Raw genomic sequence first — 18665 nt, 5'->3', positions numbered from 1 at the left:
GCACGATGACCTCGGCCTGGGCGAGGTTGACCCGCCCGTGGATCAGCGCGCTGGCTGTCTGGTGCCACCTCTTCTCAAGAGCCTCGGCCAGGCGCAGGCTGCGCAGATTGGGTCCGTGCTCGGTGCGGGTGCGGGTCTCCAGCCACCCCGCGAGGCTGCGGCAGGCATCACGGTCAGCGACGTCTTGCCCGTTGGCGATCAGCCGCAGCCGCAGCGCCTCCATCTGGTTGATCTCAGCGGTGAGGGCCTCGAGCGCACAGGCTTTGTCGGCCGTCGCCATGAAGACCGGGTCCACGTCGACCACGTCCTTCAAGGCGGAGCCGATGGTGGCGGTCGCCCGAAGGATCGGGTGGACAGGGTGTGCGCTGGACATGCCTCAACGCTAGGCCGAAAACCACCCTGGATCGAACACGTGCTCGAATCTGTGGAAAACCGATCCTCCGGAGAGGGCTGTGCACGCCAACGGGCGTGGGCTAGCCGCGGACGCGTTCCCCGGCGTCCACGCGGCCAAGGGCCGGCGGCATGATCCGCACGGCCGAGGCGAGCTCGCGCAGCTCGGTTCCGAGCAGGGCCTGCGGCCCGTCGCAGAGCGCGTTCTCCGGGTTGGGGTGCACGTCGACGATGACGCCGTCGGCACCGACGCCGATCGCAGCCCGCGACAGCGGGACGACCAGGTCCTTGCGACCGCCCGCGTGCGAGGGGTCGACGATGATCGGCAGGTGGCTGATCGACTGGACCACCGGCACCGCGGAGATGTCCAGGGTGTTGCGGGTGCTCGGCTCGAAGGTGCGGATGCCGCGCTCGCAGAGCACCACGTCGAGGTTGCCGCGCTGGGCGACGTACTCGGCCGCCATCAGCCATTCCTCGATGGTCGCGGTCATGCCGCGCTTGAGAAGCACCGGCTTGCCGGACTCGCCGGCCGCCTGGAGCAGGCCGAAGTTGGCCATGTTCCGCGTGCCGATCTGGAGCATGTCGGCGTGCTCGGCGACGACGGTCACGTCCCGGGCGTCGACGACCTCGGTGACGATCGGCAGGCCGGTGGTCTCGCGGACGTCGGCCAGGATCTCGAGGCCCTTCACGCCCAGGCCCTGGAATGCGTAGGGCGAGGTGCGCGGCTTGAACGCGCCGCCGCGCAGGAGGCTCGCGCCGGCGGCCTTGGCCATCTCCGCGGCCTCAAGTGTCTGGCTCGCGGTCTCCACCGCGCACGGGCCGGCGATGAAGGTGAAGGTGTCGGGGCCGATCGGCACCTGGTGGCCGGCCGGTCCGACCCAGACCGTCGATCGGTCCGGATGGTGCTGCCGGCTGACCAGCTTGAACGGGTCGGAGATCCGGTGCACTGCGGCGACCCCGGGCATCGTGCGCAGGTTCAGACCGTGGAAGGACTCGATGTCACCGACCAGGCCGATGATCGTGCGGACCACTCCGCGGCTCACGAACGCCTGACCGCCGACGCCTTCGACGCGCTCGGTGACGTGCGCGATCTGCTCGTCAGTGGCGTCCGGGGCCATCACCACAACCATGGCTGGAGGCTAGTTGGCTGGTCCAGCGTGCGGACAGCAATATCGGCCTACGAGACGCCGGCCGAGGGCGGGATCAGCAGTGCACCGAGAACGAGGTGTCGTCGCCGGTCGCCTCGCAGTCACCCACGCTGTCGACGACGAGTGCGCTGATCAGGAAGATCGCGCCGATCGCGAGCAGGCCGGCGCCGGCGAGCACCGTTCCGATGATCCCGGTCACCTTGCCGGCGAACGCCATCGACCGGCCACCGAGTTGTCCCTGGGACGCGTCGATCTCCTTGACCGCCTCGTTGCCGATGATCCACGCCGGGATGGACGCAGCGCCCGGGCAGACCGTCAGGCCGACGATGCCGAGCACCAGCGCCAGCGTCGCCCGGTTGGTGGCCGGCGGTTCCGGGGTGTACGGGCCGTAGGCCTGCTGGGTGTAGCCGGGCGCGGGCGGCGGCGGGGGTGCCTGCGCGTACGGCGGTTGCTGGGGCTGCTCCGGCGGAAGCTCGCTCATCGGTGCAGTAAACCAGCAACTAGGAGCCCGCGACGGCTGCGCCGAAGAAGTCGCCGGTCTCGGCCGCACCCGCTGCCTGGTTGAGGAACGCGCCCGAGGGTGGCAGCTGGTCGCCGTCGTCGAGGGAGCCGGTGATGACCAGGACCGCCCCGGCGCCGCGGTTCTCGCCGGGGGCGCCGACCACGATCTGCGCGGGCGAGCTGGCGTTGTCGGCCAAGGAGGCTCCCAGGCGATCGCTCGTCTGGGGCTTGCCCGCCGTGTTCGATCCGCCCTCGCGGAACATCGCCGAGCCGACGAAGACCGCACCTGCTTCGCGCGCCGGACCGAGGTCCTCACCGGGAGCACCGATGACGAGCTCGTCACCGACGCCGTACAGGTCGACGGCGGCGAGCGAGAACCCGAAGTCGTCACCCGCCTCAGCCTGGTCCGGGTGGTCGGGTGCGTTCTCGGTGAGCAGCCGACTGCCGGCTCCGGTCAGGCCGGCGGCCGAACCGCGCAGCGTGTACGCCGCCCCTGCGTTCGCGATGCTTCCGACGTCCTCGGCCGGGACCCCGATCGCCAGGTCGGCGTACGCGTCGGGGTCGAGGTGTCCGGTCGCGAGCGCGGCCCCGAAGCCGTCACCGGACTCTGCGGTTCCGGCCAGGCCCGTGCTGTTCTCGGTGAAGAGCCGACCGCCGGTGCCGGTCAGTCCGCCGGCGGATCCTCGGAGCACGTTGACCGCGCCGGCGTTGAGGACCGAGTAGACGTCCTCCCCGGGCACGCCGACCGCGAGGTCCGGGAAGCCGTCGTCGTCGAAGTCGCCGGCGGCCAGAGCGGACCCGAACAGGTCGGCGCGCTCCTCCTTGTTGCCGGTGCCGGCGTTGTTTTGCGTGAAGAGCCGGCTTCCCTCGCCGGTGAGGCCGGTCGGCGAGCCGAACAGGACGGTGACGGCTCCCGCATCGGCCACGGCTGCGTTCTCACGGGGTACGCCGATGGCGAGATCCGCGCGACCGTCGTGGTTGAAGTCGGCCGCCGCCAGGGCGGACCCGAAGAAGTCCGATTGCTCCGCGCTGCTGGCCACGCCGGGGCTGTTCTGGGTGAAGACCTGGGCGCCGGTGGCAGTGAGTCCGTTCGCCGAGCCGTAGAGGATGTTGACCGCTCCGGCGCCGGCGACCGACCCGACGCTCTCGGTCGGTGCTCCGACGGCCAGGTCGGTGAAGCCGTCGCCGTTGAAGTCGCCGGTGGCGACGGCCGACCCGAAGTGGTCGTTCGACTCGGCGTGGTCGCCACCTCCGGCTGAGTTCTGGGTGAACACACGCCCGTGCGGCCCGGTGACGGTCACGGCGCCGGCGTCGCGGACCGTGCCGACGTCCTCCCCGGGCGCGCCGATCGCCAGGTCGGGGCTCCCGTCGTTGTCGAAGTCGGCGATCGGGGGGACTGCCTGGGCGGTCTGGGTGACACGCGGTGGTGCGACCGGCGCCGCACCGACGGGCGGCGACGTGACGGCGAGCGCGATGAGTCCTGCGGTCAGAGCGAGCGCTTGTCGACGCATCTCCACCCCCAAGTGGTGTTCCTGCCCCGGGGCACGCGGAGCAGCCGATCGATCCAGGGAAACCCACGCACGGGTCTGCGCGCAAGCCCACGTGCCTTCAGACTGCGAGGTGCGTGACCTCGCCCTCGATCCGCCGGCGGGGGACCAGCTCCACCGTGAGCATCGCGGCGAGCACCATCGCGCCACCGAACAGCATCCGGGCAGTGACCGACTCGCCACCGAGCAGCACCGCGAAGAAGGCCGCGAACACCGGCTCCATGCTCATGATGATCGCGCTCCGCGTCGGAGCGAGGTGGGCCTGGGCCCAGGTCTGGCCGAGGAGTGCCGCGGCTCCGGCGAAGAGGGCCATGTAGACGACCGAGAGCCAGTCGCTGGTCCGGTCGGGCAGCGTGATCCCCTCCGGGACGGCCGCGACGAAGCAGATCGCGCTGATCACCAGGCACTGCAGGATCGACATTCCGATCGCGTCGGCGGGGGCGGACCACGCGCCGAGTCCGACGATGTGCAGCGCGTAGAGCGCGGCGGCGATCAGCGTCAGCCCCTCGCCGTACCCGATCGAGAGGCCTTGCAGGGTGAGCACGGCCAGCCCGCCGATGGCGAGCCCGACCGCCGCCCAGGTCAGTCCGCCGATCCGGGTGCGCAGGATCGCGGCCGCGAACAGCGGGGTCAGCACGACGTACATGCCGGTGACGAATCCGGAGACGCTCGCCGCGGTGTGCGCCAGACCGACGGTCTGCAAGATCTGGGCCAGGCCGTACAGGCAGCCGAGCACCAGCGCGTGCTTGCGCACCTGCGGGTCGAGCCGGCCGATCGCCCGCGGCGCGACGAGCAGCATGGCCAGGCTCGCGATCGCGAACCGGACCGCGAGGAAGTCGACGGCCGGTACCCGGTCGAGCAGGTCGTGGATCAGGTAGAACGTCGATCCCCAGCAGGCGGTCATCGCCAGCAGGGTGAGCGTCGCCAGCAGGGCCGTGCGACGCTCGCGCGCGACCGCGCTCATCCGACCTTGAGGCCGTCCATCACCACGGTCAGGATCCGCCGGGTCTGCTCCCGGTCGAAGTTCGGCATCATCGTGCAGCCGCCGACCAGCCGGAGCACGTCCTGGGAGGTCACGTCCGCGCGGATCTCGCCGGCCTCCTGGGCCGCGGTGACGAGCATCTCGGCGTTGCCGAAGATGATCGCCCGCGAGTGTGTCATCAGCTCGGACTCGCGCCCGACGGCCTCGACCAGCTCGGTGAAGATGTGCTTCTTGGTGGCCGCGTAGTCGACGAACGCGATCAGCCAGAGCTCCAGCGCCTCGAAGGGCGTGTGGTTCGGGACGACCTTCTCAGCCGTTTCGCGGAGCACGTCGACCTCGTCGCGGTAGACCGCTTCGAGCAGGTCCAGCCGGGTGGGGAAGTGGCGGTACAGGGTGCCGATGCCGACCTCGGCGGCCTTTGCGATCTGCTCCAGCGACGCGTCGCCGCCGTGCTCGGTGAAGACCTCGCGCGCGGTCGCGACCAGCTTGGCCCGGTTCCGGGCAGCGTCGGCCCGCAGCTTGGGAGCCGGTTCGGTCGCGGTCATCGGGCTGCCTTCCAGGGGAGTTCAGAAACGGTCTTGCAAAAACGGAGCCATCCTCCGTATAGTAACCGGAGGAGCCCTCCAGTTATACCGGAGGCGGCCTCCACATCATACGCCCGATTCGAACGGAGCACACATCCGTGACTGAACAACTCGTCACCGACACCCCGGTGAACGCAACCCCGGACGAGGAAGCCCCGCGCCACGAGCGCCGCGGCCTGGTCCTCGCCGTCATCCTCATCGCCCAGCTGATGGTCGTGCTCGACATGAGCATCGTGAACGTGGCCCTGCCCGACATGCAGCGCGCGCTCGGGTTCAGCCCGACCGGCCTCTCCTGGGTGCTCAACGCCTACAGCCTGGCCTTCGGCGGGCTGCTGCTCCTCGGAGCCCGCACCGGTGACCTGATCGGTCGCCGCCCGACGTTCCTGGCCGGTATCACCGTCTTCACGCTGGCCTCGTTCGCCGGCGGGTTCGCGGTCGACGGCACCGCCCTGATCGCCTCCCGCGCGGTCCAGGGCATCGGCGCTGCCTTCGCAGCTCCGGCCACGCTCTCGCTGCTGACCACGATGTTCCCCGAAGGCCGCGAGCGCACCCGCGCACTCGGCCTCTACACCGCGGTCTCGGTCGGTGGCGTGTCCTTCGGCCTGGTGGCCGGAGGGTTCCTCACCGAGGTGGCCTCCTGGCGCTGGGTGATGCTGGTCAACGTGCCCATCGGCATCCTGGTCGCTGCGATCGCGTGGGTGGCCGTCCCGCACACCCCGCGTCGTCACGGCCGCTTCGACCTCGTCGGCGCGGTCACCTCGACCACCGGTGTCTCCGGGGTCGTCTTCGGCTTCGTGCACGCCGCCAGCCACGGCTGGGGGAGCCCCGTCACCCTGACCACGATGCTCGGCGGTCTCGCGCTGCTCATCGCCTTCGTGCTCGTCGAGCGCCGGGCTGCCGAGCCGATCACCCCGCTCTCGCTGTTCGCCAGCCGGGTGCGCAGCGGGGCGCTGCTGGCCCGGATGTTCCTCATCGCCGGTGCGATGGGTGCGTTCTTCTACCTGACCCAGTACCTCCAGGACGTCCTCGGGTTCAGCCCGATCCAGGCCGGCCTGGCGTTCCTGCCGATGACCGCCAGCGTGTTCATCGCCTCGCAGTCGAGCTCGCGCTACCTGGTCGAGCGCTTCGGCGAGCGTCCGGTGATGATCGTCGGTGCGGTGCTCAGCCTCGCCTCGATCCTGTGGCTGACCCAGCTCGACATCGCCAGCGGGTACGCCGACGTGGTGGTCGCGCTGGTGCTGCTCGGCTTCGGCAACGGCCTGGCCTTCGTCCCGCTGACGTCCTCGGCGCTGCACGCGGTGCGGCCCGATGAGGCCGGCGCAGCAGCAGGCCTGGTCAACGTGGCCCAGCAGCTCGGCTCGGCCCTCGGGCTGGCCGGTCTGGTGACCGTCTCCGGCCACGCCAGCCGCTCGCTGGACCTGGCGCCCGGTCTCGACGCCGTGCAGCGGGCGCACGAGACCTTCCTGAGCGGCGCGCACGCAGCGTTCCAGGCGGCCTCGGTGACGCTGGTCGTCACGCTGCTGCTGGTCACGCTGGTGATCCGGCGCGAGCAGCACGCCGAGGTCGAGCCGGAGGCCGAGGAGGCCTACGAGCTGGCCGCCTGACAGCTAGACGACGTTGATGGTGACGGTGGTGCCCTTGGGCACCATCGTCCCTTCACCGGGGCTGACGGTGACCACGTAGTTGGCACCGACGAACAGCGAGCTGTGGTGGACCTTCACCTTGAACCCGGCGTCCTCGAGCTTCTGCCGGGCGTCGTTGGTCCGCAGGCCGCGCACGTGCGGGATCGCGAACAGCTCCGGTCCCTTGGACACGACCAGGGTGATCTCGTCGCCCTTCACGCCCTGACCGGTGTTCGGGGTCTGCGAGATGACCTTGCCCTTGGTGATGGTGTCGTCGAACTGCTCGTCGACGGTGACCTTGAAGCCCTGCTTCTCCAGGCTCTTCTGGGCCTGCTTGGCGGACTTGCCCGTCCAGTCGGTGATGTCGATCGGCTTCGGGCCCTTGCTGACCACGACGTCGATCGCGGTGTCGCGCTTGAGCAGGGTCCCGGCCTTCGGGTCGGTGGTGACGACCATGCCCTCGTCGACGAGATCGGAGTAGGCCTGGGTCACCTCGCCGAGCGAGAGGTCGGCGTCCGCGATGAGCTGTTGAACCTCTTCCAGCGTCTTGCCGCGGACCGTGGGCACCGCGTGCCGCTCCGGGCCGAGGGAGAGGATCACGGTGACCGTGCCGCCCTTGGAGACCTTGTCGCCCGGGGCGGGGTCGGTGTCCATGACCGAGCCCTTCGTGTACTTCTCGGAGTACTCCGCCTTGCCGAGCTTGAACGTCAGTCCGGCCTTGGTGATCTTCGCCTTGGCCGCCGATTGGGAGAGGCTGATCACCGACGGCGTCGTCGTGTACCGGCCCAGCTGCCAGGCGCTGATCCCGACGAGCAGCGCGGTGACCAGCACGCCGATCAGCAGGAACAGGCCACGACGGGACCGCTTCGGTTGCTGGAACCGGCGCGGCTCGTCGGCGACCACCGGGGGTGGCACCACGCGAGGCGGCTGGTTGTGGGCGAGGTTCTGCGGCGGTCGCGGCGGTACCGCGGTCGCCACGCCGGACGGCGGCATCGCCGTGGTGACCTCGCGGTCCTGGTCGTAGACGTCGTCGGCCCCGAGGATCGAGATGCGGTCCTCGCGCTCGAGCTCACCGGTCACCTCACCGGTGTCCTCGGCGATCGGGCGGACGCCGGGCATCAGGTCGGCGTAGAGCTCCGGGTCCTCGACGACACCGTGGTCGAGCGCCTGGCGCACGCGGCGCACCTGGTGCAGCAGCACCCGTGCGTCCGAGGGCCGCAGGTCACGGTCGCGGGCGGTCGCACGGGCGACCAGCGCATCGACGTACGCCGGCAGCGCGGGCTCGCGCAACGACGGCGCCGGCACGTCCTCGTGGACGTGCTTGTAGGCGACCTGGATCGGGCTGTCCGCCTGGTGCGGCTTGACCCCGGTGAGCATCTCGTAGAGGAGCACGCCGACCGCGTACACGTCCGAGCGAGCGTCCGCCTTGCCGTCGACGACCAGCTCCGGCGACAGGTAGGAGACGGTCCCGATCAGGACGCCCCCGGTCGCGGTGTGCTGCGTCTCGGCGTTCACCGCACGAGCCAGGCCGAAGTCGGCCACCTTGATCCGGCCGTCGTCGGCCAGCAGCACGTTCTCCGGCTTCACGTCGCGGTGGATCATCCCGGCGCCGTGGGCGGCGGCGAGAGCCGCGAGCACGGGCTCGATCAGCTCCAGCGCCTTGCCCGGGTCCATCGGGGCGTCCTTGCGGATCAGGTCGCGCAGGGTCAGGCCCGGCACGTACTCCATCACCAGGAACAGCGTCCCGCGGTCGTCGCCCTGGTCGAAGACCGAGACCACGTTGTGGTGCGAGAGACGCGCGGCCGAGCGCGCTTCGCGCTCGAACCGGGAGACGAACTCCGGGTCGTCGGCGAGGCCGGAGTGCATGACCTTCACCGCGACGGTGCGGTCCAGGCGCAGGTCGCGCGCCTGGTAGACGGTGGCCATCCCACCGCGGGCGATCTTCTGCCCGACCTCGTAGCGGCCGTCCAGAACGCGGCCGATCAACGGGTCGTCACCACGACCCAGATCAGTGCGCTCCACAACGCCTCCCATGCAGGACCGGTCGGGGAAGGGGTCCGGTCAAGCAGGCAGTTTAGTTGCCCGGAGCCCCGAATCGCGGCATCGCAGCGCGCCTGGCAGCATGGTCGCGTGCCAGAAATCACTCCCGAGAACCCCGCCGAGGCCGGCGCCGACCTGGGCACACTCATTTCCGAGTGGCTCGACTGGAAGGCCGCAGGCGTCGCGCTCGGCGTCTCGGTCACCAAGGTGCGGACCTGGATCCGCGAGCACCAGCTGGCCGCTGCCGTGCCCGCCCCGGGTGCCGGTCAGCAGATCCCGGCCGAGCTGATCATGGACGGCCAGATCGTCAAGGGCGTCCCCGGACTGCTCACGATCTTCCACGACGGCGGGTACGACGACCGCGAGATCCTGGAGTGGATGTTCACCCCTGACGACACCCTTCCCGGCCGGCCGATCGACGCGCTGCGGGAGAACCGGGGTTCTGAGGTGAAGCGGCGCGCCCAGGCGATGTCGTTGTGAGCTCGGTTCTCGGGCGGCGCCTGCTCGCGCTGACCTTCCTCGTCGTCCTGGGGCTGCTCGTCGTCTGGGCACGCTCGGTCGGTCACCCGGACGGCGCACGGCCGCTCGCGCCCGTCGGGATGGGGCACGTCGTCGTCACCGAGCTCCCGCCGGATGCGGTCAGGACGATCAACCTGATCCTCGCCGGCGGCCCGTTCCCGCATCCCGAGGACGGCAGCACCTACGACAACGGCGACCTGCTGCTGCCCCGTGCCGACGCGGGCTACTACCGCGGGTACACGGTCCTCGTGCAGGGGGCTCCGGACGACGAGCGGCAGCGGATCGTCCGCGGGCGCGACGGCGACCTCTACTACACCGACGACGGCGGGAAGACGTTCGAGGCGATCCTCGGCGCGCCCGGCCCCTGACGGTTCAGGCGGGCGGCTGGTGGTGGCGCTTCGGTGCGGCCGGGAGGTCCAGCGGCGCCGGTGACGGCTTCTGGTCATCGTCGTCGTCCAGCCAGCCCTCGTAGCGGTCGACCAGCACCTCCAGGACGAGGCCCGGCGCGTCGGTGCTGACCGCCCACGGGTGGTCCTCGTCGTCGTCCTCGCCGGCGTACCGGACCCGGCTGAGCGCGACGTCGTAGCCGTCGGCGGCGAGCAGCCCCTCCACGGTGCGGGCGTCGTCCTCCGAGAAGAAGATGCCGCGCAAGGTCAGACGGTCCTCTGGGTCGCTGCGGCGGCGAGCTCGCGCAGCACGGCGCGGGCATCGTCCCTGATGCTGGCGCTCGTCAGTGCGTCCAGAGCGCGATCGGTGAGCTCGGTGATCAGGTGCTCGACGCGCTCGTGGGCGCCGCTCCCGGTGATGAGCTCGCGCAGGTGGCTCACCTCGTCCTCACCCAGCGGTTTGCCGAGGCTGTGGTCCAGCAGGTCGCGGTCCGATCCCTGCAGGACCTCGAGTGCCAGCGCGATCAGCACGGTGCGCTTGCCCTCGACCAGGTCGTCGCCCGCGGGCTTGCCGGTGACCTCGGGGTCGCCGAAGACACCGAGCAGGTCGTCGCGCAGCTGGAACGCCTCGCCGAGGGGGAGTCCGAACCGGGACAGCTGGTCGAGCACGGGCGGCGTGCCGCCGGCCAGGGCGGCCCCGATGTGCAGCGGGCGTTCGATCGAGTACTTCGCGGACTTGTAGCGGACCACCCGCATCGCGAGGTCGACCTCGGAGGTCGCCCGTGCCTGTGCGGAGACGTCGAGGAACTGACCGGTCACCACCTCGGTCCGGGTCAGGTCGAAGTAGCCGAGCGCGTCGAGCACCCGGTCCGGCGGCAGGCCGCAGGTGCGCAGCAGCTCGTCCGACCAGGACAGCAGCAGGTCGCCGAGCAGGATCGCTGCGGAGGCGCCGTACTGGGCTGCGCTGGCCGCCCAGCCGTTGTCCCGGTGCAGGGCCTCGAAGGCGCGGTGCGTCGCAGGCCGCCCGCGGCGTACGTCGGAGGCGTCCATGTAGTCGTCGTGCACCAGGGCGCTGGCGTGCAGCAGCTCGAGCGAGGCGCACGCGCGCAGCAGGGCCACGTGGTCGGTCGGCTCGGCGATGGCGAGGTGACCCCACCAGCAGAACGACGCACGGAAGCGCTTGCCACCCGAGACGCTGACGCGGGCGTGCTCGACGAGTCGCTGGGCGTCCTCGCCGAGGGCGGCGAGCCAGCTGGCCTGGCCGTCGACGAACGACTGGAGCGTCGACTCGATGCCGTCGCGGAACCCGGTGGGATCCCAGGTGGTGGGGACGACTTCGTGAGACTCAGTCACGCGGCGAGCGTATCCCCGTATCCTTCCCGCCATGGCTTCGGGACGATCCACGAGCATCGCGACCCTGCTGGGGCAGGGCGAACGCTCCTTCTCCTTCGAGTTCTTCCCTCCCAAGGACGCCGCGGGTGAGGAGGTGCTCTGGCGCTCCATCAGCGAGCTCGAGGAGCTCCGTCCGACCTTCGTCTCGGTGACCTACGGCGCCGGGGGCAGCACCCGCGACCGCACCATCGAGATCACCGGCCGGATCGCGCGGGAGACCTCGATGACCCCGATGGCGCACCTCACCTGCGTGGGTCACACCGTCGAGGAGATCGACGACATCCTCGACTCCCTGGCCGCTGCCGGCGTGCAGAACGTGCTGGCGCTGCGCGGCGACCCGCCCGGTGGTCCGGGAACGCCGTGGACCGCGACCGAGGGCGGTCTCGAGTTCGCTGCCGAGCTCGTCGGGCTGATCCGGCGCCGCGACGACGTGTCCGTGGGCGTTGCCGTCTTCCCCGAGGGGCACCGGGACTCCACCTCCCTGGAGGCGGACGTCGCGGTGATGAAGGCCAAGTACGACGCCGGTGCCCAGTTCGGCATCACCGAGATGGTGCTGCGCGCCTCGGACTACTTCGGGCTGGTCGAGCGCTGCCGCGCCGCCGGTGTCGACATGCCGATCGTGCCGGGGATCATGCCGATCCTCGCGATCGGCTCGATGAAGAAGATGGTCGAGCTGTCTGGCCGGGAGATGCCCACCGAGATCCTGGACCGGATCGAGCCGCTCGCCGAGGACCCCGAGGCCGTGCGCGCCGAGGGCATCCGGATCGCGACCGAGCTGTGCGACGAGCTGCTCGCCGGAGGCGCACCGGGTCTGCACTTCTACACGCTGAACCGGTCCAAGGCGACCCGCGAGATTTACTCGTCCCTGGCCGTCAACGCCTGAAAGCGGTTTCCCACGTTCTGATGGGAAGCCGTCACTGACCCGTCGTTCTTTCGACGGGTCAGTGCATGTTTCCCATCAGAACGTGGGAAACCGTCAGGCCGGGCCGATCGCTTGGGCGACCAGAGCGGCCGACAGTCCGACGCTGGGCAGTCCGGCACCTGGGGTGGTGTGTGCGCCGGCCAGGTAGACACCGCTGATCGGGGCCACGGTGCCGATCCGGTTGCGGACCGTGCCCCGGCCCTGCCACAGCACGCCGTACGGCGAGCCGTTCCAGTCCGAAACGAGCTCCCGGGGGGAGCGGTCGATCCGGGTCTCGACCTGCTTGTGCACCTTGATGCCGCGGCGGGCCAGAGCGGTGACGAGGTCCTCGGCAAGCGGTCCGCGACCCAGGATCGTCCAGGCGTGCATGCCCTCGGGCGCTGTTCCTCCGGTGCGCACGACGAGGGTCGGGTCGCGCTTCTCGTGCCCGTGCAGCACGACCTCGTGCGGCAGCTCGGGCACCTCGCCGGTGATGCCGACGTGCGAGATGACCGGCGGGATGCACGGCATCGTCCGCTCGACCAGGGGCGCGAGGGACGGCAGTCGACGCGGGTCGATCGCGACGACCACCGCATCGGCGGCGAACTCCCCGGACTCGGTCCGAACGCCGCGGACCGCACCGCCCTCGACGATCAGGTCGCGCGCCGTGGTGTCGGTCAGGGCGGTGACCCCGCGCGTCTGCAGCCGGCTCGCCAGCACGTCCACCAGCTGACCCATGCCGCCGGGGATCGTCCACGCGCCGAAGTTCTGCTCCACGTAGGCCCACACGCCGACCCAGGCCGGGACGTTGCGCGGCTCGTGACCCTCGAGACGTGCCGGGTGCAGCGCGAGGGTGCGGAGCCGCGCGTCCTTGAACTCCTTGTCCACCAGCTTGTGCAGGCTCAGCCGGCTCTCCAGGAGCTGGTGGGTCTCCTTGCTGGCGTGCTCGGCGGACCAGACCCGCTCGAAGTAGTCCTTGCGCAGGGCCTCCCAGACCTCGCCGAAGTCGTCGACGTAGCTGACCCAACGGGCCCCGGCTCCCTTGCCGAGCGCCTCCTCGACCGCCTCGAGCTGGGCGGCGCGGCTGCCTCCGGGCAGGTCGAGGACGGTGCCGTCCTCGAAGCGGTGCTGGCGCGCCGGCTCGGCGGGAACCAGGTCGATCTCCTTCTCCGCGGGGCGACCCGACTTGCGGAAGAAGTCGCGGATCACCGCCGGCAGCAGCGTGCTCGTCGGCCCGGTGTCCCAGCGGCAGCCGTCCTGCTCGACGAACCCGAGCGCCCCGCCGAGCTCCGACCGCGCCTCGAGCAGGGTGACCTCGTGCCCGAGCTTGGCCAGCCGGGCAGCGCTCGCCAAGCCGCCGAAGCCGCCACCGACCACCACCACGCGTGCCATGCGGACACCCTAGTGAGCCGGGCCGATATCCCGTCGCGGGGCACCACGGGCGCGGCGTACCGTCGTGCCGTGGAGCAGACCTGGACCGAGATCACCGACCTCGACGAGCTCGTCGAGGTCATCGGCGTGCCGCTCCCGCGGGTCCGGGACAAAGCGCGGCACGCGCTCACCGACCTGGACCGCGACTGGCTGGCTGCGTCTCCGTTCTGCGTGATGGCGACCGCGGCCGTGGACGGGACCTGTGACGCCTCGCCGAAGGGCGACCCGGCCGGGCAGCTCGTGCACGTGATCGACGAGGTCACCATCGCCCTGGCCGAGCGGCCGGGGAACCGTCGCGCCGACGGCTATCGGAACATTCTGGAGAACCCGCACGTCGGGTTGAACTTCTTGATCCCGGGTCGGGGCGACACGCTGCGCATCAACGGCCGGGCGCGGCTGGTCTCGGACGCACCGTTCTTCGACGAGATGGTCGTGAAGGGGCACCGTCCGGTGCTGGCGGTGGTCGTCGAGATCGACGAGCTGTTCCACCACTGCGCGAAGGCGTTCCTGCGCTCGGGCCTCTGGGACCCCGAGACCTGGGACCCGGAGGGGACGGTGCCGCGGCGCGCGGTGCTGGCGCAGAGGCTCGACGCCAGCGAGCTGACGCTGGAGGAGCTGGACACCTACTACGGCGAGCAGTACGGCAAGGGCCTCTACGGGCCGACGCCCTAGGACCGTTCGCGCTCGACGATCGAGGCGATCGTCCCCGGGTCGCGGGCGACGACCGTCGTGGCGTCGCTGGCGGTGATGATCGGACGCTGGATCGCCCGCGGGTTCGCCACCAGCGCCGCGATCCAGGCATCGCGGTGGGCAGCGTCCTTGGCCAGGTCGATGCCGGCGTCGCGGGTCTCGACCGGGCGTGCGATGTCCCACGGGTCCAGGCCGAGGCGCTCCAGCACCTCGCCGAGCTCGGCGGTCGTCGGCGGCTCGTCGAGGTAGCGGCGCTCGACGTACTCGATGCCCGCTGCGTCCAGGTCGGCCTTCGCGGACCGACACTTCGAGCACGACGGGTTCATCCAGATCTCGACGGCCATCAGTTCACCTCGATCTCGATCGCACCCGTCATCGTCCGGAGCTCGGCGTACGTCGTGGAGTAGACGGCCGCCGGGTGCCCGGCCGCGGCCCAGACGACCGGGTAGTGCTCCAGTGCCGGGTCGAGGAACGTGCGCACCGGTGCCGGGTGCGCGATCGGGGAGACCCCGCCGATCACCTGGCCGGTGTGCTCCTTGACGAACTCGGGCTTGGCCCGGCGCAGCTCCGGTACGCCGATCAGCGCGGCCGCCTTGTCGGTGTCCACCCGGTGCGCGCCCGACGTGAGGATCAGGATCGGCTCGCCGCCCGTCTCCGTCGGCGCCGTGAAGAGGAGGCTGTTCGCGATCGCGCCGACCTCGCAGCCCAGAGCCTCCGCGGCCAGCGCCGCGGTGTGCACCGAGTCGGGCAGCACGACGATGCGGCCGGTGCCTCCGAGCTCCGTCCAGCGGTTGCGGAAGTGGGCGATCGAGGGGTGCTCGGCGGCCGGCTCGCTGGACATGCCGGGACCGTATCCCAGCTCCCCGAAACAGGTCTTGACGGGTTGTCCGTGGGGAGGTGTACCTTGGAGTTGTTCGAACATATGTTCGAACAACGGTCCGGTGGAGGACGTGCGACCCCGATCCTCCACCGGACCACCGACAACCACGGCAGCCACGGAGCGGAAGGAGCGGACGATGCGTACCTACTCGGACCAGGTGGAGGTGCGGACCGGGCCGGTGCCCGGCTACGGGCTCGACGGCGTTCCGACGTCCTTCGGCGACACGCTCCTGCTCGACGAGCGCCCCGATGACGCTCCGCAGCAGTTCCTCTGGCGCGGCCGTCTCTGGCAGGTGCGCGAGGTGATCGCGAACTGGATGGAGGTCGGAGCGTGGTGGGTGCGCCGCCCGGAGGAGGCTCCCGGTCGTTCGGAGCTGGTCACCGAGCGGCAGGTCTGGCGGGTGACGGCGGCCCGGGGTCGGGCAGTGGCCACGGCCGACGACCCGGGCTTCGGCGTCTTCGACCTGACCTTCGACGGAGCCGAGGGCGCCTGGCGCCTGGCCGGCTCGCTGGACTGAGGGCGGCATGATGCACGTTCAGCTTCCTGCGGCGACGCACTCCTACCTGGAGCGGTCCGCCGAGTCGTTGCGCGAGGCGATCCTGTGCAACGACGTTCCGCAGCGCTACGCGCTCGCGCACGTCTCCGCCTTGCGGGCGACCGCCGCGCTGCTGGCCGCCAAGGCTCAGCCGATGCCGGCCGCGCGCCGCCGGCAGAAGAACGCCTGGGTGCTGCTCACCGAGGTGGCTCCGGAGTTCGAGGAGTGGGCGGTGTTCTTCTCCTCAGGCGCGCAGAAGCGTTCGGCCGCCGAGGCGGGTTCCCGGCGCGCGGTCTCCGCGCGCGAGGCGGACGACCTCGTGCGCGACGCCGACCGCTTCCTCGCACTGGTGGAAACCTCGCTCGGACTGACCGAACATCCGGCGATCCGGGTGGCCTGAGACCCGAGGGGCCGCACTAGTGTTCCTGCCATGGAGCGAGACCGTCCTCTCGAGCGCCGGGCCTCGGTGCGCACCGCAGTCGTCTGGGACGCCTGCCGTGCTCGCCTCGACGGTGCCTCCGACCAGACGGTCATCGACATCGGGGGAGGCACGGGCGGGTTCGCCGTACGGGTCGCCGAGCTCGGGCACCGGGTCACTGTCATCGACCCGAGCCCGGACGCGCTGGCAGCCCTCGGCCGTCGGGCCGAGGAACGCGGCGTCGCCGATCGTGTCGTCGGGCAGCAGGGCGACCTCGCCTCGCTTCCCGAGCTCGTCGAGTCCGGCAGCGCCGACCTCGTCCTGTGCCACGACGTCCTCGGCCTGGTCGACGATCCCCGAGCCGCGCTGCGCACGATCCACGGCGTACTACGTCCCGGTGGTGCTCTCAGCCTGCTGGTCGGGCAGCGGCACGCGGCCGTGCTCGCGAAGGCCATGGCCGGCCACTTCGGTGAGGCGGTCCGGACCCTTGACGGGGAGGACGGCGCCGAGCGCCGGTTCACCGCTGAGGAGATCGCCGGTCTGCTCGCCGCGACCGGGTTCAGTGTCGCCCAGACCCACGCGGTCCGGGTGTTCGCCGACCTCGTCCCCTCCACGTTGCTCGACCTGGAGCCGGGAGCGGTGGCAGGCCTGCTCGAGCTCGAGCGCGCCGTCGCCGAGCGGCCGGAGTACCTCGCCCTCGCGGCCGCGATCCACACGGTCAGCACGGTCTGACTCTTCGCCGCGCTGCTCCTGGGACGTCAGGCGTGCCAGCTGGCAAGGCGGAGGAGGGAAGGCGTCCTTCGGCGGAGCGCCAGCGGAGCGGACGTCGACCGACGACAACGCAGCCAGGTGGCGTGCATGACGCCCCAGGACGGGTCGGAGGCGTGCTCGATCCTTCATGTCGACATGGACGCCTTCTACGCGTCGGTGATGTTGCGCGACCGACCCGAGCTCCGTGACGAGCCGGTGGTGATCGGCGGCGGGCACCGGGGCGTGATCCTCGCCGCGAACTACCCGGCGCGCAGGTTCGGGGTCCGCTCCGGGATGTCGGGCCGCGACGCGCTCCGGCTGTGTCCGCAGGCCGTCCGGCTGTCGCCGGACTACCGGCTCTTCGAGCGGGTCTCGTCCTCGGTGATGGAGACCTTCAGGCGGGTCACCCCGCTCGTCGAGGCGTACTCCCTGGACGAGGCGTTCCTCGACGTCTCCGGCGCCGGGCGCCGGCTCGGGACCCCGCTCCAGGTGGCGGAGTGGCTGCGCGCCCAGGTCTTCGATGAGCAGCAGATCACCTGCTCGGTCGGGGTCGCCGGGACGGTCTCGGTCGCGAAGCTGGCCTCGCGCCGGGCCAAGCCTGACGGCGTACTGGTGGTCACGCCGGAGCGGGTCGTCGAGTACCTGCACCCACTCGATGTCGGGGAGCTCTTCGGCGTGGGCGAGAAGACGCGCGCCAAGCTCCTGCGGATCGGGCTGGTCACCGTCGGTGACGTCGCCAGGATCCCGCTCCCGACGTTGCAGCAGATGCTCGGTCGGGCCAGCGGTGCCCACCTCCACCAGCTCGCCTGGGGGACCGACCGGAGCTCCCTGACACCGCGCAGGTCCGACGACGACCCGGAGCGCAGCATGGGGGCCGAGGAGACGTTCTCCCGCGACACCGCCGACCCGGCGGTGATCAGCCGCGAGCTGCTCCGGCTCTCGGCCCGGGTGACCTCGCGGATGCGGGCCGCCGGCATGACCGGACGCACCGTCGCGATCCGGATCCGGTACAGCGACTTCACCACGCTGACCCGCTCGCACACGCTGGCCGACCCGACCGACGTGACCTCGCTGGTGCACGCCGAGGCGTTCCGGCTGTTCGAGGTGCTCGTCGCGCAGGCGGGCCAGCGGCGGATCCGCCTGGTCGGGGTCCGGGTCGAAGGTCTGCGCCCGCGGGCCGGGAGCGAGCGGCAGCTGGCGCTGGGGGAGCGCGAGCGCGGCTGGGCCGAGGCGGACCGCGCGGTCGACCTGGCCGGGCGTCGGTTCGGCCGCGGGGTGGTCAAACCGGCGGCTCTGCTCAGCGGGGACCGCCCGTAGCGGCGCCGGAGCATCCGGGACAAGTCGTGACCTATGAATTCTCGGTCTCGGGTACCGCGTTCACCGGAGCCTGCCTAGACTTGTGGCGTCGAACACCATCAGGCCAATCCGGAGGACGTCGTGCCGCTGTCGGAAGAGGAGCTCCGTCTGCTCGAGCAGATGGAACGCGCCCTCGCCGCGGAGGACCCGAAGTTCGTCTCCGCTCTGCAGGGGCGGACGCTTCGTCGGGTCGCCCGGCTGCGCACCCTGTTCGCAGGGGTGGCGTTCCTCGGCGGTATCGCCCTGCTCATGGGTGGTGCCATCGCCGAGCTGCCGTGGCTGGGCATTCTCGGCTTCCTCGTGATGCTCGGCTCCGCGATGTTCGGCATCGCCGCGTGGCGCGGGCACCGGGTGCCCGAGGAGCGGCCGAGCCCGGACGCGCTCTTCGATTTCGACGACCACCCGCACCGGTTCGAGGTGCTCGACGGTGGTCGTGCCGGCAAGCCGAAGCGCGACCGTCGGCCGCGCCAGCGCAAGCTGCGCCAGCCCAAGCAGGGCACCTTCATGCAGCGCATGGAGCAGCGCTGGCAGCACCGCCGCGACCAGGGCTACTGAGCACCCGCCGCTGATCCGGACCGACCTCGACCGAGGTC

Annotated in this window: 22 protein-coding genes; 10 read left to right on the top strand and 12 right to left on the bottom strand. The window is 71.1% G+C overall.

Going from position 1 to position 18665, the window contains the following annotated elements; translation table 11 throughout:
- The 6 genes from EFL95_RS19925 to EFL95_RS12395 form a co-directional block, all read right to left on the bottom strand.
- On the bottom strand, positions 1 to 373 hold a 373-nt coding region (locus EFL95_RS19925; RefSeq protein ID WP_246004925.1), incomplete at its 3' end, for a DUF222 domain-containing protein.
- A gap of 100 nt (positions 374 to 473) precedes the next feature.
- Entirely contained in the window at positions 474 to 1520 is a 1047-nt protein-coding gene (aroF, locus tag EFL95_RS12415; RefSeq protein ID WP_123234255.1) for a 3-deoxy-7-phosphoheptulonate synthase, read from the bottom strand.
- Positions 1521 to 1593: 73 nt separating this feature from the next.
- Positions 1594 to 2019 (bottom strand): DUF4190 domain-containing protein, encoded by a 426-nt coding sequence (locus EFL95_RS12410; RefSeq protein ID WP_123234254.1) that lies wholly within the window; start codon positions 2017 to 2019, stop codon positions 1594 to 1596.
- Positions 2020 to 2038: 19 nt separating this feature from the next.
- Complete coding sequence (locus EFL95_RS12405) at positions 2039 to 3550, bottom strand: FG-GAP-like repeat-containing protein (protein ID WP_148045040.1); 1512 nt, start codon at positions 3548 to 3550, stop codon at positions 2039 to 2041.
- Positions 3551 to 3647: 97 nt separating this feature from the next.
- Positions 3648 to 4550, bottom strand: a complete 903-nt coding sequence (locus EFL95_RS12400) for a DMT family transporter (protein ID WP_123234252.1) — start codon at positions 4548 to 4550, stop codon at positions 3648 to 3650.
- Positions 4547 to 5113, bottom strand: a complete 567-nt coding sequence (locus tag EFL95_RS12395) for a TetR/AcrR family transcriptional regulator (protein ID WP_123234251.1) — start codon at positions 5111 to 5113, stop codon at positions 4547 to 4549. Before EFL95_RS12395 ends, EFL95_RS12400 begins: the two co-directional genes overlap by 4 nt.
- Before the next feature lie 137 nt (positions 5114 to 5250).
- Between EFL95_RS12395 and EFL95_RS12390 the strand changes: the two genes are divergently transcribed.
- The gene (locus EFL95_RS12390; protein ID WP_246004924.1) at positions 5251 to 6756 is read left to right on the top strand and encodes an MFS transporter; all 1506 of its coding nucleotides are present in this window, start codon (positions 5251 to 5253) and stop codon (positions 6754 to 6756) included.
- Positions 6757 to 6759: 3 nt separating this feature from the next.
- Here the strand turns inward: EFL95_RS12390 and pknB are convergent, their stop codons facing one another.
- Positions 6760 to 8796 carry a Stk1 family PASTA domain-containing Ser/Thr kinase gene (pknB, locus tag EFL95_RS12385; protein WP_246004923.1) on the bottom strand — a complete coding sequence of 679 codons (2037 nt, stop codon included), beginning with the start codon at positions 8794 to 8796 and terminating at the stop codon, positions 6760 to 6762.
- Positions 8797 to 8904: 108 nt separating this feature from the next.
- Between pknB and EFL95_RS12380 the strand changes: the two genes are divergently transcribed.
- Both EFL95_RS12380 and EFL95_RS12375 read left to right on the top strand, forming a co-directional pair.
- Positions 8905 to 9294 (top strand): Rv2175c family DNA-binding protein, encoded by a 390-nt coding sequence (locus EFL95_RS12380; RefSeq protein ID WP_221176377.1) that lies wholly within the window; start codon positions 8905 to 8907, stop codon positions 9292 to 9294.
- A complete protein-coding gene (locus tag EFL95_RS12375) occupies positions 9291 to 9701 on the top strand; it encodes a guanyl-specific ribonuclease (RefSeq protein ID WP_221176376.1) in 411 nt (136 codons plus the stop codon). Before EFL95_RS12380 ends, EFL95_RS12375 begins: the two co-directional genes overlap by 4 nt.
- Before the next feature lie 4 nt (positions 9702 to 9705).
- Here EFL95_RS12375 and EFL95_RS12370 read toward each other — a convergent pair whose 3' ends face one another.
- The gene (locus EFL95_RS12370) at positions 9706 to 9984 is read right to left on the bottom strand and encodes a hypothetical protein (RefSeq protein WP_123234249.1); all 279 of its coding nucleotides are present in this window, start codon (positions 9982 to 9984) and stop codon (positions 9706 to 9708) included.
- A 2-nt stretch (positions 9985 to 9986) separates the two neighbouring features.
- Positions 9987 to 11072, bottom strand: coding sequence for a polyprenyl synthetase family protein (locus tag EFL95_RS12365; protein ID WP_246004922.1), 1086 nt, complete (start codon positions 11070 to 11072; stop codon positions 9987 to 9989).
- A gap of 31 nt (positions 11073 to 11103) precedes the next feature.
- Between EFL95_RS12365 and metF the strand changes: the two genes are divergently transcribed.
- Positions 11104 to 11994, top strand: a complete 891-nt coding sequence (gene metF / locus EFL95_RS12360; protein ID WP_123234247.1) for a methylenetetrahydrofolate reductase [NAD(P)H] — start codon at positions 11104 to 11106, stop codon at positions 11992 to 11994.
- A gap of 93 nt (positions 11995 to 12087) precedes the next feature.
- On the opposite strand, the gene EFL95_RS12355 is transcribed toward metF, so the two are convergent.
- Positions 12088 to 13404, bottom strand: a complete 1317-nt coding sequence (locus EFL95_RS12355; protein WP_123234246.1) for a phytoene desaturase family protein — start codon at positions 13402 to 13404, stop codon at positions 12088 to 12090.
- A 69-nt stretch (positions 13405 to 13473) separates the two neighbouring features.
- Between EFL95_RS12355 and EFL95_RS12350 the strand changes: the two genes are divergently transcribed.
- Complete coding sequence (locus tag EFL95_RS12350) at positions 13474 to 14115, top strand: MSMEG_1061 family FMN-dependent PPOX-type flavoprotein (RefSeq protein WP_123234245.1); 642 nt, start codon at positions 13474 to 13476, stop codon at positions 14113 to 14115.
- On the opposite strand, the gene EFL95_RS12345 is transcribed toward EFL95_RS12350, so the two are convergent.
- Together EFL95_RS12345 and EFL95_RS12340 are read right to left on the bottom strand one after the other, a co-directional pair.
- Positions 14112 to 14477, bottom strand: coding sequence for an ArsC/Spx/MgsR family protein (locus EFL95_RS12345; protein ID WP_123234244.1), 366 nt, complete (start codon positions 14475 to 14477; stop codon positions 14112 to 14114). The genes EFL95_RS12350 and EFL95_RS12345 overlap by 4 nt on opposite strands.
- The gene (locus tag EFL95_RS12340; protein ID WP_123234243.1) at positions 14477 to 14974 is read right to left on the bottom strand and encodes a YbaK/EbsC family protein; all 498 of its coding nucleotides are present in this window, start codon (positions 14972 to 14974) and stop codon (positions 14477 to 14479) included. Before EFL95_RS12340 ends, EFL95_RS12345 begins: the two co-directional genes overlap by 1 nt.
- 175 nt (positions 14975 to 15149) lie before the next feature.
- Here EFL95_RS12340 and EFL95_RS12335 point away from each other — a divergent pair, with 175 nt between their 5' ends.
- The 5 genes from EFL95_RS12335 to EFL95_RS12315 all read left to right on the top strand — a co-directional run bounded on the left by EFL95_RS12335 (position 15150) and on the right by EFL95_RS12315 (position 18627).
- Positions 15150 to 15530, top strand: coding sequence for a DUF6504 family protein (locus EFL95_RS12335; RefSeq protein ID WP_123234242.1), 381 nt, complete (start codon positions 15150 to 15152; stop codon positions 15528 to 15530).
- A 7-nt stretch (positions 15531 to 15537) separates the two neighbouring features.
- On the top strand, positions 15538 to 15948 hold the full coding sequence (locus EFL95_RS12330; RefSeq protein WP_123234241.1) for an SAV_6107 family HEPN domain-containing protein: 411 nt from the start codon (positions 15538 to 15540) through the stop codon (positions 15946 to 15948).
- 30 nt (positions 15949 to 15978) lie between these two features.
- Positions 15979 to 16698 (top strand): methyltransferase domain-containing protein, encoded by a 720-nt coding sequence (locus EFL95_RS12325; protein WP_123234240.1) that lies wholly within the window; start codon positions 15979 to 15981, stop codon positions 16696 to 16698.
- A 126-nt stretch (positions 16699 to 16824) separates the two neighbouring features.
- Positions 16825 to 18033 (top strand): DNA polymerase IV, encoded by a 1209-nt coding sequence (gene dinB / locus EFL95_RS12320; protein WP_123234239.1) that lies wholly within the window; start codon positions 16825 to 16827, stop codon positions 18031 to 18033.
- Positions 18034 to 18153: 120 nt separating this feature from the next.
- A complete protein-coding gene (locus tag EFL95_RS12315; protein ID WP_123234238.1) occupies positions 18154 to 18627 on the top strand; it encodes a DUF3040 domain-containing protein in 474 nt (157 codons plus the stop codon).
- The last annotated feature ends 38 nt before the right edge of the window (positions 18628 to 18665 follow it).

The sequence above is a fragment of the Nocardioides marmorisolisilvae genome, assembly GCF_003725775.1.
GTDB lineage: Bacteria > Actinomycetota > Actinomycetes > Propionibacteriales > Nocardioidaceae > Marmoricola > Marmoricola marmorisolisilvae.
Note: the sequence above shows the minus strand (reverse complement) of the source record. Positions and strands in the feature narration are given on the sequence as shown.

What these genes read in the sequence shown, in the direction of transcription:
- aroF (WP_123234255.1), bottom strand. Translation starts at nt 1,520, where the DNA reads ATGGTTGTGGTGATGGCCCCGGACGCCACTGACGAGCAGATCGCGCAC.
- EFL95_RS12410 (WP_123234254.1), bottom strand. Translation starts at nt 2,019, where the DNA reads ATGAGCGAGCTTCCGCCGGAGCAGCCCCAGCAACCGCCGTACGCGCAG.
- EFL95_RS12405 (WP_148045040.1), bottom strand. Translation starts at nt 3,550, where the DNA reads ATGCGTCGACAAGCGCTCGCTCTGACCGCAGGACTCATCGCGCTCGCC.
- EFL95_RS12400 (WP_123234252.1), bottom strand. Translation starts at nt 4,550, where the DNA reads ATGAGCGCGGTCGCGCGCGAGCGTCGCACGGCCCTGCTGGCGACGCTC.
- EFL95_RS12395 (WP_123234251.1), bottom strand. Translation starts at nt 5,113, where the DNA reads ATGACCGCGACCGAACCGGCTCCCAAGCTGCGGGCCGACGCTGCCCGG.
- metF (WP_123234247.1), top strand. Translation starts at nt 11,104, where the DNA reads ATGGCTTCGGGACGATCCACGAGCATCGCGACCCTGCTGGGGCAGGGC.
- EFL95_RS12355 (WP_123234246.1), bottom strand. Translation starts at nt 13,404, where the DNA reads ATGGCACGCGTGGTGGTGGTCGGTGGCGGCTTCGGCGGCTTGGCGAGC.
- EFL95_RS12345 (WP_123234244.1), bottom strand. Translation starts at nt 14,477, where the DNA reads ATGGCCGTCGAGATCTGGATGAACCCGTCGTGCTCGAAGTGTCGGTCC.
- EFL95_RS12340 (WP_123234243.1), bottom strand. Translation starts at nt 14,974, where the DNA reads ATGTCCAGCGAGCCGGCCGCCGAGCACCCCTCGATCGCCCACTTCCGC.
- EFL95_RS12335 (WP_123234242.1), top strand. Translation starts at nt 15,150, where the DNA reads ATGCGTACCTACTCGGACCAGGTGGAGGTGCGGACCGGGCCGGTGCCC.
- EFL95_RS12330 (WP_123234241.1), top strand. Translation starts at nt 15,538, where the DNA reads ATGATGCACGTTCAGCTTCCTGCGGCGACGCACTCCTACCTGGAGCGG.
- EFL95_RS12325 (WP_123234240.1), top strand. Translation starts at nt 15,979, where the DNA reads ATGGAGCGAGACCGTCCTCTCGAGCGCCGGGCCTCGGTGCGCACCGCA.
- dinB (WP_123234239.1), top strand. Translation starts at nt 16,825, where the DNA reads ATGACGCCCCAGGACGGGTCGGAGGCGTGCTCGATCCTTCATGTCGAC.